The sequence below is a fragment of the Streptomyces sp. NPDC088923 genome, from assembly GCF_044749745.1.
Taxonomy (GTDB): domain Bacteria; phylum Actinomycetota; class Actinomycetes; order Streptomycetales; family Streptomycetaceae; genus Streptomyces.
Map to the genome: position 1 here is coordinate 224,814 of NZ_JBIVIO010000003.1, position 15,518 is coordinate 240,331.

The 15,518-nt window shown below is 72.7% G+C and carries 14 protein-coding genes; 9 read left to right on the forward strand and 5 right to left on the reverse strand.

Annotated elements, in window-relative coordinates:
* The first annotated feature begins 82 nt into the window (after positions 1-82).
* Both ctaD and ACIP4O_RS16540 read left to right on the forward strand, forming a co-directional pair.
* The gene (gene ctaD, locus ACIP4O_RS16535) at positions 83-1,732 is read left to right on the forward strand and encodes a cytochrome c oxidase subunit I (protein ID WP_401575493.1); all 1,650 of its coding nucleotides are present in this window, start codon (positions 83-85) and stop codon (positions 1,730-1,732) included.
* Between the two features lie 105 nt (positions 1,733-1,837).
* Positions 1,838-2,191, forward strand: a complete 354-nt coding sequence (locus ACIP4O_RS16540) for a hypothetical protein (protein WP_401575146.1) — start codon at positions 1,838-1,840, stop codon at positions 2,189-2,191.
* A gap of 127 nt (positions 2,192-2,318) precedes the next feature.
* Here ACIP4O_RS16540 and ACIP4O_RS16545 read toward each other — a convergent pair whose 3' ends face one another.
* Together ACIP4O_RS16545 and ACIP4O_RS16550 are read right to left on the reverse strand one after the other, a co-directional pair.
* Complete coding sequence (locus ACIP4O_RS16545) at positions 2,319-3,101, reverse strand: hypothetical protein (protein ID WP_401575147.1); 783 nt, start codon at positions 3,099-3,101, stop codon at positions 2,319-2,321.
* Positions 3,101-4,375: a VWA domain-containing protein gene (locus ACIP4O_RS16550; RefSeq protein ID WP_401575149.1), complete on the reverse strand. Its 1,275-nt coding sequence runs from the start codon at positions 4,373-4,375 to the stop codon at positions 3,101-3,103. The genes ACIP4O_RS16545 and ACIP4O_RS16550 overlap by 1 nt, the downstream gene beginning before the upstream one ends.
* A 150-nt stretch (positions 4,376-4,525) precedes the next feature.
* Between ACIP4O_RS16550 and ACIP4O_RS16555 the strand changes: the two genes are divergently transcribed.
* The 3 genes from ACIP4O_RS16555 (at position 4,526) to ACIP4O_RS16565 (ending at position 6,852) form a co-directional block, all read left to right on the forward strand.
* A complete protein-coding gene (locus ACIP4O_RS16555) occupies positions 4,526-4,762 on the forward strand; it encodes a hypothetical protein (protein ID WP_203607510.1) in 237 nt (78 codons plus the stop codon).
* Positions 4,763-5,082: 320 nt separating this feature from the next.
* Positions 5,083-5,940: a BlaI/MecI/CopY family transcriptional regulator gene (locus ACIP4O_RS16560; protein WP_401575150.1), complete on the forward strand. Its 858-nt coding sequence runs from the start codon at positions 5,083-5,085 to the stop codon at positions 5,938-5,940.
* A 132-nt stretch (positions 5,941-6,072) separates the two neighbouring features.
* Complete coding sequence (locus ACIP4O_RS16565; protein ID WP_401575151.1) at positions 6,073-6,852, forward strand: DUF4232 domain-containing protein; 780 nt, start codon at positions 6,073-6,075, stop codon at positions 6,850-6,852.
* A 95-nt stretch (positions 6,853-6,947) separates the two neighbouring features.
* On the opposite strand, the gene ACIP4O_RS16570 is transcribed toward ACIP4O_RS16565, so the two are convergent.
* Positions 6,948-7,703, reverse strand: coding sequence for a chitinase (locus ACIP4O_RS16570; RefSeq protein ID WP_401575152.1), 756 nt, complete (start codon positions 7,701-7,703; stop codon positions 6,948-6,950).
* A 190-nt stretch (positions 7,704-7,893) separates the two neighbouring features.
* Entirely contained in the window at positions 7,894-8,409 is a 516-nt protein-coding gene (locus ACIP4O_RS16575; protein ID WP_401575153.1) for a lytic polysaccharide monooxygenase auxiliary activity family 9 protein, read from the reverse strand.
* 427 nt (positions 8,410-8,836) lie between these two features.
* On the opposite strand from ACIP4O_RS16575, the gene ACIP4O_RS16580 reads away from it, so the two are divergent.
* The 3 genes from ACIP4O_RS16580 (at position 8,837) to ACIP4O_RS16590 (ending at position 12,395) form a co-directional block, all read left to right on the forward strand.
* Positions 8,837-10,204 carry a cryptochrome/photolyase family protein gene (locus tag ACIP4O_RS16580; protein WP_401575154.1) on the forward strand — a complete coding sequence of 456 codons (1,368 nt, stop codon included), beginning with the start codon at positions 8,837-8,839 and terminating at the stop codon, positions 10,202-10,204.
* A 242-nt stretch (positions 10,205-10,446) separates the two neighbouring features.
* Positions 10,447-11,280, forward strand: a complete 834-nt coding sequence (locus ACIP4O_RS16585) for an aldo/keto reductase (protein WP_401575155.1) — start codon at positions 10,447-10,449, stop codon at positions 11,278-11,280.
* Positions 11,281-11,420: 140 nt separating this feature from the next.
* A complete protein-coding gene (locus tag ACIP4O_RS16590) occupies positions 11,421-12,395 on the forward strand; it encodes an SDR family NAD(P)-dependent oxidoreductase (protein ID WP_401575156.1) in 975 nt (324 codons plus the stop codon).
* 123 nt (positions 12,396-12,518) lie between these two features.
* On the opposite strand, the gene ACIP4O_RS16595 is transcribed toward ACIP4O_RS16590, so the two are convergent.
* The gene (locus tag ACIP4O_RS16595) at positions 12,519-13,367 is read right to left on the reverse strand and encodes an LLM class F420-dependent oxidoreductase (protein ID WP_401575157.1); all 849 of its coding nucleotides are present in this window, start codon (positions 13,365-13,367) and stop codon (positions 12,519-12,521) included.
* A gap of 478 nt (positions 13,368-13,845) precedes the next feature.
* Between ACIP4O_RS16595 and ACIP4O_RS16600 the strand changes: the two genes are divergently transcribed.
* Positions 13,846-15,489, forward strand: coding sequence for an ABC transporter substrate-binding protein (locus ACIP4O_RS16600; protein WP_401575159.1), 1,644 nt, complete (start codon positions 13,846-13,848; stop codon positions 15,487-15,489).
* Positions 15,490-15,518: the final 29 nt, after the last annotated feature.

Here is a 15,518-nt window from a genome sequence, read left to right on the forward strand (position 1 = left end):
AGTGAGCTCGGCAGACACCCTGGTGGACTCCCGTCCCCCGACGCCCCCCGAACCCGTACGGCAGAGGTATCCAGGGGGCTGGGTGATCCGCTGGATCACCAGCACCGACCACAAGGTGATCGGCACCTCCTACCTGGTCACCTCGTTCACCTTCTTCTGCCTCGGCGGCGTCCTCGCCCTCGTCATGCGCGCCGAACTCGCCCGGCCGGGACTGGAGATCATCTCGCCGGAGCAGTTCAACCAGGCGTTCACGATGCACGGCACGATCATGCTGCTGATGTTCGCGACCCCGCTCTTCATCGGCTTCGCCAACTGGATCATGCCGCTCCAGATCGGCTCGCCGGACGTCGCGTTCCCGCGGCTGAACATGTTCTCGTACTGGCTGTTCCTCTTCGGCTCGCTCATCGTCGTCAGCGGCTTCCTCACCCCGCAGGGCGCCGCCGACTTCGGATGGTTCGCCTATTCACCGCTCACCGACGCCGTCCACTCGACGGGCCTGGGGCCCGACCTGTGGATCATGGGCCTCGCCTTCCAGGGCTTCGGCACGATCCTCGGCGCCGTCAACTTCATCACCACGATCATCTGCATGCGCGCCCCCGGCATGACCGCCTTCCGCATGCCGATCTTCGTGTGGAACGTGCTCCTCACCTCGGTGCTCGTGATCTTCGCCTTCCCCTGCCTCGCCGCCGCGCTCCTCGCGCTGGAGGCCGACCGCAAGTTCGGCGCACACGTTTTCGACCCGGCCAACGGCGGAGCGCTGCTCTGGCAGCACCTCTTCTGGTTCTTCGGCCACCCGGAGGTCTACATCATCGCGCTGCCGTTCTTCGGCATCGTCACCGAGGTCTTCCCCGTCTTCTCCCGCAAACCCGTCTTCGGCTACGTGGGCCTCATCGGCGCCACCATCGCCATCGCCGGGCTCTCCATCACGGTCTGGGCGCACCACATGTACGTGACGGGCGGCGTGCTGCTGCCCTTCTTCTCGTTCACGACCTTCCTCATCGCCGTACCGACGGGCGTGAAGTTCTTCAACTGGATCGGGACCATGTGGAAGGGGTCCCTGTCCTTCGAGACGCCGATGCTGTGGTCCGTCGGCTTCCTCGTGACCTTCCTCTTCGGCGGCCTCACCGGCGTGATCCTCGCGGCCCCGCCGCTGGACTTCCACGTCTCGGACTCGTACTTCGTCGTCGCGCACTTCCACTACGTCGTCTTCGGCACCGTCGTCTTCGCGATGTTCGCCGGATTCCACTTCTGGTGGCCCAAGTTCACCGGCAAGATGCTCGACGAGCGGCTCGGGAAGATCACCTTCTGGACCCTCTTCGTCGGCTTCCACGGCACCTTCCTCGTCCAGCACTGGCTGGGCGCCGAGGGCATGCCGCGCCGCTACGCCGACTACCTGGCCGCCGACGGCTTCACGTGGCTCAACACCACGTCCACCATCAGCTCCTTCCTCCTCGGCCTCTCGCTCCTGCCGTTCTTCTACAACGTCTGGAAGACCGCCAAGTACGGCAAGAAGGTCGAGGTCGACGACCCCTGGGGCTTCGGCCGCTCCCTGGAGTGGGCCACCTCCTGCCCGCCGCCGCGCCACAACTTCGACGCCCTGCCCCGCATCCGCAGCGAGTCCCCGGCCTTCGAACTGCACCACCCGGCGATCAACGCGATGGACCAGACCGTCAACGCCCCGCACGAGTCCGTGACCATCGCCCCCGGCGAGCGCGACCACCGCGGCGAGTGAACCGGTGGGGCCGCCCCGCGCGGCCCCACCACCCGTGACATCCCGCCCCTGGCACTCACAGCCCCTGACGCGCAGAGCCCTGACGCAGACAGCAAGGAGCCGTACGTGGAGCAGCCCACCCCCGACAGCGCGCGCGGACTCGTCCAGCTGGAGGGGTACCTGCTGTGGAACGCAGAGGTGGCCGAGGCCAAGCGGCGCGCGCGGTGCTTCACCGAGCACCTGCCCTGGCTCACCACCGCGCAGCGCGAGGACATCGAACGCGCCTACACCGCCGACCGGCTCGACGACTCCAAGGAGATGCTGCGCCGCGTCGCCGCCCGCTCGGTGAGCCTGCGCGCCGAGTACACGGCACGCTACGAGCGACTGCGCCGCCGCTGCGTGGCCACCGCCGTGCTCGGCACGGCCGTCGCCGTCGCGAGCCTGCTGTGCGGGGTCCTCGCCGTGTTCGCCGGCGACTGAGCACCGGCCCGGCGGGCGTACGTCCGCCGGGCCGCGGCTCGGCACCGCGCGGCAGGACACGGGAGGGGCCCGGCACCTGTCACAGGTGCCGGGCCCCTCCCGCGCGACGTACGGACCGCGCCCTCGCTCAGACCCGCGGGGGCAGTCCGTGCGGCCGGCCCCGGCCGCGCGTCAGCACGTACCCGCCGATCCCGCACAGCGCGCCGAGCACCGCGCCGCCGCCCGTCCACCACCAGCGGTCGTTCCAGCGACCCGAGGACCAGCCGTCCTCCGGCTCGGGAGCCTGGGGCGCCGAGGCGGGCAGGAGCGGCTTCGCGAGCTTGCCGCCCACGGCCTCGGCCCCGCCCTTGTCGACCGTGGACACCTCCACGGCCGCGTCGACCGGCAGGCCCATGTCCTGCGCGGGCGCGTCGAGCACCGTCAGACGTACGTAATAGGCGCCGGGCAGCGGGTCGTTCGCCCAGGGCTCGGCCCAGGCGCGGACCGTGCGCAGCGTGCACGACAGCCGGACCGTGGTGGTCTCGGCCGCGACCGTACGGGTCTGCGCGCCGTAGCGGCACGCCTGCCGCCGCCGCAGCCCGTCGTACACGTCGACCTGCCACGTCTGCGCTCCGTGCCGGGCACTCGCCGCCGGGAGCTTCACGTCGGCGCGCACCGTCGCCGAGCGTCCCGCGTCCCCGGGGTACACCCAGTACAGGTAGTCGCCCGTCGAGGCGTGCGCCGTCCCCCGCTCTCCGACGTCCAGCGCGGTCGCGGTACGGAACGAGGTGCCCGCCTCCGTCGGCGCGGCCCCCTTGTCGTCCCCGTCGTCGGCCCGTGCCGCGGCCGCCGGGCCGAGCGCGAGGCACAGCGCGGCGAGCGCGGCCCCCGCGCGGCGCGCGAGGGCGCCGGGCTTGTTCCGCATCCTCATCAGTTGCTCCTCCACACCGTCACGCGCCAGCGCGAGACGAAGCCCCACACCAGTCCGGTCAGCAGACCCACCACCGCGAGCAGACCGAGCAGCCACCAGCCGTGCCCGAGCCCGAAGGAGGCCACGTCCGAGCCGTTCGAGGGGCCGCCCACCACGTCGACGGTCAGTTCCAGCGGCAGACCGGGGGCCTTCGCGGTGCTCGCGCCCCGGTCGGTGAAGGAGTGCGCCACCTGGAGGCACACCGTCTCGGGCCGCGGCTCGTCACCGTCGTCGTCGCTCTCCGGCTTCGGGTAGCGCAAGCCCGTCGAGAGCGCGTCGGTGCGTCCCGTCCCCGTCGCCTCGCCCCGTACGATCTCGCGCCCGTGCACCGTCACCGCGCGCAGCTGCACTCCGCTGTCCGGTGCCACCGCGCGGTCCGCCGAGACCGTCACCGCCGCCCGCAACTCCTTGCCGGGCAACAGCTCGACGCGGTACCAGCGGTGCTCGCCGACCTTCGCGCGGTCGCTGTACAGACCCGTCTTCAGCTCGGGCGCCCGCGCGCACTGCGCCGCCCCCGAAACCGCCGAGGGAGTCACCGCGGGGTCGGCCGCCCGGTGCACCAACTGCTTGACGCGACCGGAGAGTTCCTTCGTGTGCCGGACCGTCGTGTACGTGCCGCCGGTCGCCTCGGCGATGCAGCTGAGCTGATTGCGCGTCTTCGCGTCGGGCACGAGGCCCAGCGTGTCGACGACGAGGTGCACGCCCTTCGCGGCGATCTCGCGGGCCACCTCGCAAGGGTCCCGCTGGCAGGTGTCCTCACCGTCCGTGATCAAGACGATCCGCTTGCTCGCCTCGCCGCTCTTCAGGTCGTCGGCGGCGCCGAGCAGCGCCGGGCCGATCGGCGTCCACCCCGTGGGGGAGAGCGTCGCCACGGCGGCCTTCGCCTCGGTGCGGTCCGGGTGGCCGACCGGGTAGAGCTGACGGGTGTCCTCGCAGCCCGTCCCGCGGTCCTCGCCCGGGTAGTCGGCGCCGAGGGTGCGGATGCCGAGTTCGACGTCCTCGGGGACCGCGTCGAGCACCTCGTTGAAGGACTGCTTCGCCGCCGACATGCGCGAGGCGCCGTCGATGTCCTTCGCCCGCATGGAGCCGCTGACGTCGAGGACCAGTTCCACCTGGGGCGGTGCCGTGCCCGCGTCGGGCTCGTCCGCGGCCTGGGCGGTTGCCCCCGGCAGCAGGGCCAGCGCGACGGCGAGCGCCCCTCCGGCTGCTGCCACCCGGTATTTCGTCAAGATCATCGTGGGATCGTACGGATAATCGCCCGCGAAGCCAAAATAAGCCGTTCGAGCGACAGTTGACAGCCCGTTCTGCTCCGGCTGCCGCCCCGGAGGGACGTAGCCGCACCGGTGGTACGTGTGGCGGACGCGGGCCGGTGGAACGCGTGAGGCATGACAGAGAGAGACAGCCCCCGCTCGATGATGCCCCGTCTCGTGGTCCTCGCTCCCCAGCCCTCCCACCCCCCGTTCCGCGTCGTCGAGGCGGACGGGCAGGTGGTCGGCGAGGCCACCAACGTGAAGGAGGTGGTGGCGGTCGCCCTCGCTCTCGGCCTCACCGCGGAGGACCTCGACGACCCCGACAAGGTGCTGTGGGTCGGCGGGGACCAGTACAGCTGGACCCCGCGCTGAGCCGCCCGCACCACCACGTCGCGGCGCCGGGCCCCGCCCGGCGCCGCCGCGCCTTCCGGGGCGTGCGCGCGCTGCCTCTCTCGTACGTCCTGCCACGAGAGAGTGCACTTCCCGCGGCCCGGCCCCGCACGGGCCCCGACGGCGGTACTCTCGGGCCCACCGCGTCCCCTCCCCGTTCCCGAACTGGCCCGGCTCCGCAGGCGGATGCCCTCGAAGGCGTCCCAGTGCGGGCGGCATCCGGCGGGAGTGCCACCGGACGCGGCAGGCACCACTCCGGCCCCGGCCGGGGACCACCACCACGTCCAGGAAGTGAGTCGTCCGTGACCCAGGACCCCACAGAGGCGCAGAACCTCAAGGCGCAGTACGAGGCGAAAGTCGCCGCCGACCTGCACGCCAACACCGAGGAGCAGTCGAGGATCGCCGAGGAGATCGACGCGCTGCGCGAGCGGCTCGACGTCCTCGCCCGCGAACAGGGGATGCTGACGGGGGTGCGGCAGGCCCTCGGCGGTGGCGCCCCCGTCGCCACCACCGCGGACCCTGCTCCGGCGCCCGCCGCCGAGTCGGCGAAGGTGCCGCGCGCCCGCGCGGGGACCCCGGCGCAGGCCAACGCGAGCGCGGCGGCGACACCGGAGGCGGCCCCGTCCCCCGTCCCGGCCCCTGCCGCCGGGTCGGCCCCGGCCGCCCGGGCGGCGCAGAAGGCGCCCGCGCGCACCACGTCGAAGCCCGCGGCCCGGACCAAGCCCGCCGGCAAGGCCTCGGCCAAGTCCGCGTCCAAGGATGCCTCCAAGTCCGCCGCCAAGAACGCCCCGAAGACGCAGGCCAAGTCCCCGGCCACGACCAAGGCCCCTGCCAAGGCCCCCGCCGAGGCCGAGGCGAAGCCCGCCACCTCGTCCGTGACCGCCCCCGCGACCTCCGCCGACACCACCCCGGCGCCCACGGGGCGCGTCACGCTCCGCGAGCTGATCGCCCGACAGCTCGCGGCCCACGGCGAGCCCCGCTCCGCCGCCGAGGTCGGGGCGACCCTCCGCGAGGAGCACCCCGACCGCGAGCTCAAGGGCAACGTCGTGCGCACCACGCTCGAAGCGCTCGTCGCCAAGGGCGTCGTCCGGCGTTCCCGCCAGCAGAAGTCCGTCTACTACACGCACACCACGGCCGCGGGAACCACCGCCCGCGACTGACCCCGCCCCGGCGGCGGCCCCGTTGCCAGGGGCGGCGCGCACGCCCCGCGCGCCGCCCCGAGCCGCCCTCGTACCCCCGTACGACCCGCCCCGGTCGGGTTCGGGGACCCTCACGGCGGGAAGACGGGCCCCATGGGGAACGTGACGCGTACACGCATGAACCGGCGGCGGGGACGGTACGGAGCGGGGGCCCGCCCCGTGCGGGGCGTCCTGCTGTGCCTCCTGACCGCGGCGGCACTCACCGCCTGCTCCGGCGGGGACGGCGGCGGGAACGAGGCCCGCCCGGCCTCGGACGCCTCCACCGCGCCCACCAGTGGGCCGGCGAGCCCACCGGGCACGGGCTCGGAGCAGCCGGGCACCTCCGCCCCGCAGAGCACCTCGCCGGGCAGCTCGCAGGAGGGTACGCGGGACAGCTCACCGGCTACTCCGCGGGACACCCCGCCCAGTGCCGTGCCGAGCGCTTCCGCGACACCCCCGAGCACCGCGCCGAAGGAGGGCGGCACCCCCCGGTGCACCTCCGCCGGGATGCGGCTCGTGCTCGGGCGCGGCGACGTGGGCGCGGGCAACATCCACTACTCGCTCGTCTTCACCAACACCTCGGGCCGTACGTGTGTGCTCAGCGGCTACCCCGGGGTCTCCCATCTCGCGGGGGACGGGGCGCAGATCGGCGCTCCGGCGAAGCGCGAGGGAGGAGCGGGGTCCGGTGTCCGGCTCGCGCCGGGGGGCAAGGCGCACAGCGAGGTGCACACGCTCAACGGGGGAGTCGGGGGTCCCTGCCGGGCGAAGGGCGAACTGCTGCGGGTCTACCCGCCCGGTTCGCGCGAGGCGATGACGACGCGGGCGGGGAACTTCCGTGTCTGCGGGGACACTTTCACGGTGACGACGGTCAGCGCGGGCGCGGGCCCTTCCTGAGGGGGCCGGTTGCCGGGGAGTACAGGGGAGGGGCGGCCCGCGACATGCGGACCGCCCCTCGTTGCGTCGCGGGAGTACCCGCTCAGCAGCTCAGCTCAGCAGCTCAGGTTCGCACCCGGGTCGACGCCCAGGATCTGCGCGAAACGCGTGTAGCTGTCGACGCGGCTCTGGACCTGTGCCGGGTTCTTCCCGTCGCACTCCAGACTGCCGTTGATGCTGCGGATCGTCTCGCCGAAGCCGCGGCCGTTGACGATCGCGTCGTGCGGCGTCATCGTGCCGGGGCCGCTCTGGGTGTTCCAGTACCAGAGCCCGGTCTTCCAGGCGACGGCGGCGTCCTTCTCCACCAGGGACGGGTTGTTGAGCAGGTCGATGCCGAGGGCGTCGCCCGCCGCCTTGTAGTTGAAGTTCCAGCTGAGCTGGATGGGGCCGCGCCCGTAGTACTGGTCGGTCCCCGCCGGGCAGCCGTAGGGCTGTGAGGTGTCGCAGTAGTGGGGGTAGTTGGCGGTGTTCTGCTCGACGACGTAGACGAGGCCGCCGGTCTCGTGGCTCACGTTGGCGAGGAAGGCCGCGGCCTCCTGCTTGCGTGTCGTGTCGCTGCCGGTCCCGCTGAAGCCGGGATAGGCGTCGAGCGCGGCCGTCAGGCCCTCGTACGTGTAGAAGGAGTTGCGGCCAGGGAACATCTGGTCGAACTGGGACTGGCTCACCACGAAGGCGGCGGCGGAGACGTGCTGACTCGTGCCGGTGTTCGCCGTGTGCGGACTCGCCGCGGCGGTGGGGCCGCCGAGGACGAGGGTGGTGAGGGCGGCGGCCGAGGCGGTCGCCGAGAGGAGAGCGAGCAGTCGTGCGCGCACGGGGGGCTCCATTCGTGCGGCGGGCCGCCGTGAGGAGGTGACGGCGGCCCGCCGGTGTGGGGGGAGGGGGGAGGCCGGGGAAGCACCACGGGCCGGGGTGGGGCCCGGTTCCGTGGCGCGTGCTTCGCCGAAGTGCCCTTTGCCGAATACTGCTTACCGCTTACTGCTTACCGCTTGCTGCGGGGCACTTCTACCGCACCGTGACGTCGATGCAGTTGTAGAAGGCGTTGGTGGTGTCCGCGATGTTCCACACCGCGAGAACCTTCTGCTTGCCCTTCAGGTTCCCGAAGTTCACGGTGTGGGTCACGGTGGCGCCCGGCTTGGCGCCGTTGTCGTTGAACTCGGCTATCTTCTGGCCGCCGACGAAGTACTGCCAGGTGCTCGTGGAGTGCTGCGCGGTGAGCTTCCAGCTGAACTGCGTCGAGGAGTTGACCGGGGTCGCCACCCAGCCCTTGGAGTCGTCGTCGAGTTCCGCGAAGCGGGAGTTGCCGCCGCTGCAACTCGTCAGGCCCTTGGGCCCCTCGACGCTCTGCGGCTCGTACTTGATCTCGCCACAGGAGACGGTGCCGGCCGCGCACTGGGCCTGCCTGCTCGGCGGGTTGCTGATGTAGCCGTGGGCGCTCGCGGTGCTCGCACCGAGCGTGAGGGCGAGGGCGGGGGCCAGGACGGCGCCCGCTCCGATGGCGAACTTCCTTTTGGCGTGCATGAGTTCTCCTTCACTGCGATCGGTCTGCCCGGCAGCGGTGCGGCGATTGGGGCGCCGTGCCGTCCGGGCGGGCCTCTCAGGGTGGGGGTGCAAGAGGCGCGAAGGCTTCTGGCCGCGACCGGTGAACACGGCACGGGAGCACCGGAGTTCCCAATGGTCTGGGCCACTTGGACTAGACCATACCGAGTCACGTGTTCACGTCAAGGGAGCGGAAGCGCTTGGCCTGAGTGCGCCCCCGTCCCGCGCGGGTCGCGATATCCTCCGCGCCGCGCGCGGAAGTTCCCCTCGCCCGCGCGGACTCCGCCCCGAACGCATGTGCGCAGGGCGGGTGTTCGACTCCCGTGCTCCCGCGTGGGAAGCGCGCCCCGCGCTCCTCGTCCGGCGATCATCGCGGTAGACCGTCCCGTACGTCCCAGCGGAGCCCGCCGTGAAGGCATCGATCGTCCTCTACACCTCCGACCTGCGCCTGCACGACCACCCGCCGCTGCGCGCCGCCGTGCGCGAGGCCGAGGAGGTGGTGCCGCTCTTCGTCCGCGACCCCGGTATCGAGAAGGCCGGTTTTCTCGCGCCCAACCGCGCCGCCTTCCTCGCCGACTGCCTCGGCGACCTCGACGCGGGACTGCGCGAGCGCGGCGGGCGGCTCGTGGTGCGCGCGGGCGATCCCGTCCGCGTCGTGCGCGAACTCGTCGGCGCTACGGGCGCGCGACGCGTGCACGTGGCGGCCGGGCTCAGCGCGTACGCGAGGAGCCGTGCGGACCGGCTGCGCGCGGCGCTCGAAGGCACGGGCGCGGAACTCGTCGAGCACGAGGCGGTCGTCACGGCCGTGCCGCCGGGCGAAGTGGTCCCGGGCGGCAAGGACCACTTCGCCGTCTTCACCCCGTACCACCGCCAGTGGGCCGCCCAGCACCTGCGCGAGCCCCTCGGCGCGCCCCGCAAGCTGACCGTTCCCCCGAAGGTCCGCTCCGACGAGGTCCCGCGCCGCGCGGACGTCACCGGGGTCTCGCCCGGGCTCGCGCGGGGCGGTGAGCGCGAGGGCCGCGCGCGGCTCGCGGACTGGCGGCGCGACGGCGTCAGTCGTTACGAGGAGCTGCACGACGACCTCGCGGGCGACGGCACCTCGCGGCTCTCCCCGTACCTCCACTTCGGCGCGCTCTCGGCGGCCGAGTGCGTGCACCGGGCACGCGCCCTCGGCGGGGCCGGGGCCGACGCCTTCGTGCGGCAGCTGTGCTGGCGGGACTTCCACCACCAGGTGCTCGCCGCGCGCCCCGCCGCCGCCCACGAGGACTACCGTCCGCGCGGCGATCGCTGGCGCACCGGGCGCACCGCCGAGCGCGAGGCCGCCGCCTGGCGCGAGGGCCGGACCGGCTATCCCGTCGTCGACGCCGCGATGCGCCAGCTCGCGTACGAGGGCTGGATGCACAACCGGGGCAGGCTTCTCGCCGCGAGCTTCCTCACCAAGACCCTCTACCTCGACTGGCGGCTCGGCGCCGCGCACTTCCTGGACCTCCTCGTGGACGGCGACCTCGCGAACAACCAGATGAACTGGCAGTGGGTCGCGGGCACCGGTACCGACACCCGCCCTGGGCGCGTCCTCAACCCGCTCACGCAGGCGCGCAAGTACGACCGCGAAGGCGACTACGTACGCCGCTGGGTCCCCGAGCTGCGCGGCGTCGACGGGCGCGCGGTGCACGAGCCGTGGAAGCTCGATCCCGGGGCGTACGAGGACTATCCCGCGCCGCTCGTGGACCTCGCCGAGGGCCGCGACCGCTTCCACAGGGCCCGCGAGAGCGGCTGACCCGCGCGGGCCGGTGTGCGGGCGGCGTACGAGGGCACGCGGACCCGTGGCGGAGCCACCCCCTCCGCCACGGCGCCGAAGCCCGTACCGCGAGTGACAAGCCGCGCACACCGTGACGAAACAGGCCGAAACAGGGTTTTCCGCCCCCCGAAAACGGGGAGGCGAACCCCGTGGCGGTGGAGCATCTCGCCCGCGTGCGACCGTACGGCTCCCGCCCTCGCCGACCTACCGAGGAGAGGCACGTGCCCGCAGTACCGAACATCACCCTCAACAACGGCGTGGAGATCCCCCAGCTCGGCTTCGGGGTCTTCCAGGTCCCGCCGGAGAAGACGAAGGAGGCCACGCTCAGCGCCCTCGACGTCGGCTACCGGCACATCGACACCGCCGAGATGTACGGCAACGAGAAGGAGGTCGGGCAGGCGGTCCGCGAGTCGGGCATCGACCGCGCGGAGCTCTTCGTCACGAGCAAGCTCAACAACGGCTTCCACGCCCACGACGACGCGCTCGCCGCCTTCGACCAGAGCCTCACCGATCTCGACATCGGCTATCTCGACCTCTTCCTGATCCACTGGCCGCTGCCGAAGGTCGGCGACTTCGTCGAGACGTGGAAGGCGCTGGAGGAGATCTACCGCTCGGGACGCGCCAAGGCGATCGGGGTCTCGAACTTCCAGCCGCACCACCTGCGGCGCCTCCTGGAGGAGACGGAGGTCGTCCCCGCCGTCAACCAGATCGAGGTGCACCCCTATCTCACGCAGGAGGCGGCGCGCGCCTTCGGCGCCGAGCACGGCATCGCGACCGAGGCGTGGTCCCCGATCGCCCAGGGCCTGGTCCTCAAGGACCCGGTCATCGCGAGCATCGCGAACCGCCTCGGCAAGAGCACGGCGCAGGTCACGCTGCGCTGGCACATCCAGCGCGGCGACATCGTCTTCCCGAAGTCCGTCACCCGCTCCCGCGTCGAGGAGAACTTCGCCCTCTTCGACTTCGAGCTGACGGAGGGCGACATGTCCGAGATCTCGGCCCTCAACCGCGATGAGCGCACGGGACCGGACCCGGATGAGTTCAACTACGTACCGTAGGCGGCCTCCGGCACGCCGAGGGTGCCCGCGGGCCCGCTCCGTAGCGCGGCCCCGGGCGCTTCCCCCGTCGCGGGGGGAATTCTCCCCAGCCGCGAGCCGCGCTTGACTTCGAGTGCGCTCCAGTTCGTAGCGTCGTCGCCATGACCCGTAGCCAGCAGCACCCCATCGGCTCCCCCTTCGGCCACGACTCCACCGCGCGCGAGGTGCTCTCCGGCATCGACCTTGGCGGCAGGCTCGCCGTCGTCACCGGGGGTTACTCCGGAATCGGCCTGGAGACCACCCGCGCCCTCGCCGGGGCGGGTGCGCACGTCGTCGTGCCCGCGCGCAGGCCCGAGGCGGCGCGCGAGGCGCTCGCGGGCATCGAGGACACCGAGGTCGCCACGCTCGACCTCGGCGACCTCGACAGTGTCCGCGCCTTCGCCGACGCGTTCCTCGCCTCGGGTCGCCCGATCGATCTCCTCATCAACAACGCGGGGATCATGGCCTGCCCCGAGACCCGCGTCGGACCCGGCTGGGAGGCCCAGTTCGGCACCAACCACCTCGGGCACTACGCCCTCACCAACCTCCTGCGCCCCGCGCTCCTCGCGGACGGCGGCGCCCGCGTCGTCGAACTCTCCTCAGCCGGTCACCTGCGCTCCGGCATCCGCTGGGACGACATCGACTTCCGCGGGGGCTACGACAAGTGGGAGGCGTACGGGCAGGCCAAGACGGCCAACGTGCTCTTCGCCGTCCACCTCGACGCCCTCGCGGCCGAGGACGGCGTCCGGGCCTTCGCCCTGCACCCGGGCGGCATCCTCACGCCGCTCCAGCGCCACCTGGAGCGGCGGGAGATGGTGGACCGGGGCTGGATCGACGAGCAGGGCGAACTGATCGACCCCGATGTCTTCAAGACCCCCGAGCAGGGCGCGGCGACGACCGTCTTCGCCGCGACCTCGCCCCTCCTCGACGGCCTCGGCGGCCTCTACCTGGAGGACTGCGAGGTCGCCGTCCCCGCCGACGAGGCGCCCGAGGGCAGCGGCGGCGCCAAGGACTGGGCGATCGATCCCGAGCAGGCGGCCCGGCTGTGGACTCTGTCCGCCGAGCGCACGGGCATCGACACCTTCGGGCGCGGCTGAGGGACCGGGGGAGTACGGGGGAGCGGGACGGGGCCGGGAAGTACGGTCGGGCGCCTCGCGCCGGGCGGCCCCGGCTCCCTCGCGCCTGGTCCCCGTACCGGCCCGCGCCCGCCCCCGTCCTCCTCAGCCCTTCAGCTCCAGCACCCCCGCCAGCTCGCGCCACCCGGCGCGCGGCAGCGAGTCCGTCTGGCCGTCGAGGAGTTGGACGGCGACGTGGTCGGCGCCCGCCTCGTGGTACTCCGCGATCCGGCCCCGTACCGTCTCGGGGGAGCCCCAGATGACGTTCGCGTCCACGAGCCGGTCGCTGCCGCCCGCGCGGAAGTCCTCCTCGGTGAAGCCGAGGCGCAGCCAGTTGTTCGTGTAGTTCGGCAGCTTGAGATACATGTCCAGGACCTGCCGGCCGATCGTGCGGGCCCGCTCGGCGTTCTCGCTCAGCACCACCTTCACCTCGGGCGCGAGCAGCGGGCCCTGGCCGAGGATCTCGCGGGCCTCGGCGGTGTGCTGCGGCGTCACGAGGTACGGGTGGGCGCCGGCCGCGCGGGTCCCGGCGAGCTTCAGCATCTTCGGGCCGAGCGCCGCGAGCACCCGCCGCGCGGCGGGGACGGGGCGCGGGGCCGCGTCGAGCGCGTCGAGGTAGGCGACCATCGTCGAGTACGGCTTGTGGTAGTTCTTCACCGCCGGTGCGTGGCTCGCGCCGAGCCCGAGGAGGTAGCGGTCCGGGTGCGCCTCCTCGAGGTCCGCCGCCTGCGCCGCGACGTCCTCGGCCGTGTGCTGCCAGATGCTGAGGATGCCGTTGGCGACAGTGATCCGCGACGTGGCGGCGACGAGCGCGGCGGCCCCGGTCACGCTGCTGCTCCCGCCGAGCCACACGGCGCCGTACCCCAGCTCCTCCAGTTCCCCGGTCGCCTCCTGGGCGATCGGGTCCCCCTTGCTCAGCAGCGTGTTCCAGATGCCGATACGGCCGATGTCCATGCCTGTCCTTCCCGTCGGACCCTCTGTCACCCACCGGCAACCGCGCCGGTGATCACAGCTATTCCCCTTCCGGGCCCCGCCCCCCGGCCCACCGGCACAGGACCCTGACTGCCGACCGTACGGGCCACCGTGTTCACCCCGTCGGCCGAGGCGCTGTGCTCCGCGCGGGGGCGCCGAGGTGGATCAGGCGCGGCAGCGCCGCCCTCGCGCGGCCGAAGCCGGTCCCGATGAGCGTCGCGCCCGCTCCCTGTCGTATACGAGCGGTCGCGCTCCAGGTGTGGCCTTGCTCACTCTCGCTGTTGCCCCACAGGCTTTCCGTCCACCCGCGAAGCTGTGAAACGTGACCAATGATCCCGACGCGACTCCAGGCCCTGCTTTCCGCACCCATAAGCGGGGCTTTGACGTCCCTTCCAGGCTCGGCTAGTGTCCGTGCCCACTTGGGTAGTAGAAGTGGACGGCGAGTGAGAGACGGGCGGGGATGATGGAACCGGGGATTGCGGGCGCGCTCAGCCGCCGCCGGGTGCTCGGGCTCGCCGGGGCCACGGCGGGCCTGCTCGGCGCGGGTCCCCTCCTCGCCGCCTGTGCCCCGCCCCGCCGTGCGGACGCCGCAGGGCCCGGGCCCGTCGCGCGCGGAGCGGACGTCCCCGTCGAACGGCTGCGCCTCGCCCTGCCCTCCTCGCTCTCCAGCCTCGACGTGGGCCGCGAGTCCGGCGTCCTCAACTACACCGTCGCCTGCCTCGCGCAGGAATCCCTGCTCTCGGTGAGCCCCAGCGGCGAACTCGGCCCGGGCCTCGCCACCTCCTGGCACCAACCCGACCCGAAGACGTACGTCTACCGCCTGCGTCAGGGCGTCCGCTTCGCCGACGGCACCCCCTTCACCCCCGACGACGTCCTCGCCTCGATCGAGGAGATCCGCGACCCCGGCAACGGCAACGCGCTCGCCTACGCCTTCGCGGGCGTCCGCGACGTACGCGTCACCGGGGCCCACGAGGTGACGATCCGCCTCAAGGCGCCCGACGGCTCCTTCGCCTGGAACACGAGCCCCGGCGGTCTGCTCGTCAGCAGCCGCGCCTTCCTGCGCCGCAACCGGGGCAGGATCGGCACCGCGAAGACCCTCCTGCTCGGCACGGGCCCGTACCGCGTCACCGAGTTCGCCGCCGACGACCACGTGAGCCTGGAGCGCAACCCGCACTGGTGGGGCACCCCCCCTGCGCTCAAGCGCCTCGACCTCTCCTTCGTGCCCGACGCGGGGACCCGCCTCGTCGCGATGAGGTCCGGGGCGATCGACGGTGCCCTCCAGCTCGCGCCCGACGAGGCCCGCACCTGGGAATCGAGCGCGGAAGTCACCTACACCGGGGACCGCTCCGTCGTCGCCCTCGCCTTCGACACGAAGAAGGCCCCCTTCGACGACCCCCACGTGCGCCGCGCCCTCGCCCACGCCACCGACCGCGAGGGCATGGTCACCGGGCTCCTGCACGGCAGGGCCGAGGTCGCCTCCGCGCTGCCCTCGCGCGACATGTGGGGCTCCCTCATGAGCCCGCGCGAGGTCCGCTCCGCCTACGCGGACATCGACCTGCCCGGCTACGACCTCGAAGCGGCCCGCGCCGAACTCGCCAAGTCCTCGGTGCCGCACGGCTTCACCGCCGAACTCCACTACCCCGCGAGCGGCCCCCAGGTCGGCAAGGCCGCGCTCGCCCTCGCCGGGGCGCTCAAGAAGATCGGCGTGACGCTCAAGGTCAAGGAGATCACCCTGGAGCAGTGGGTGAACGAACTCGGCTCGGGCAGGCAAGCCCTCCAGTTCCTCTGGTACTTCCCCGTCACGGGCGACCCCGCCGAACTCGCCGACGCCTACATCAACGCCGCCGCCGTCGCCACCGACATCGCGCACTACGACAAGCCGGCCGTGAACCGCGCCCTCGACCGCGCCAAGGCGGACACGGACGCGGGAACGCGCGGCAAGGACCTCATGAAGGCGATCACCACCGCCGCGCCCGACCTGCCCTACCTCCCCCTGTGGTGGGCGCAGACCGCGACCGCGCTCTCCGCCGCGCACGTCCTCCTCGAACCCGGCCCCTTCGGCTTCATCGGCCCCTGGGCGACCCGCGTCCGCGCGGCCGCCTGACCCCCACTCCGCCCCTCCACCGAACGGAA

What these genes read in the sequence shown, in the direction of transcription:
- ACIP4O_RS16600 (WP_401575159.1), top strand. Translation starts at nt 13,846, where the DNA reads ATGATGGAACCGGGGATTGCGGGCGCGCTCAGCCGCCGCCGGGTGCTC.
- ACIP4O_RS16595 (WP_401575157.1), bottom strand. Translation starts at nt 13,367, where the DNA reads ATGGACATCGGCCGTATCGGCATCTGGAACACGCTGCTGAGCAAGGGG.
- ACIP4O_RS16590 (WP_401575156.1), top strand. Translation starts at nt 11,421, where the DNA reads ATGACCCGTAGCCAGCAGCACCCCATCGGCTCCCCCTTCGGCCACGAC.
- ACIP4O_RS16575 (WP_401575153.1), bottom strand. Translation starts at nt 8,409, where the DNA reads ATGCACGCCAAAAGGAAGTTCGCCATCGGAGCGGGCGCCGTCCTGGCC.
- ACIP4O_RS16550 (WP_401575149.1), bottom strand. Translation starts at nt 4,375, where the DNA reads ATGATCTTGACGAAATACCGGGTGGCAGCAGCCGGAGGGGCGCTCGCC.
- ACIP4O_RS16565 (WP_401575151.1), top strand. Translation starts at nt 6,073, where the DNA reads ATGGGGAACGTGACGCGTACACGCATGAACCGGCGGCGGGGACGGTAC.
- ACIP4O_RS16545 (WP_401575147.1), bottom strand. Translation starts at nt 3,101, where the DNA reads ATGAGGATGCGGAACAAGCCCGGCGCCCTCGCGCGCCGCGCGGGGGCC.
- ACIP4O_RS16555 (WP_203607510.1), top strand. Translation starts at nt 4,526, where the DNA reads ATGACAGAGAGAGACAGCCCCCGCTCGATGATGCCCCGTCTCGTGGTC.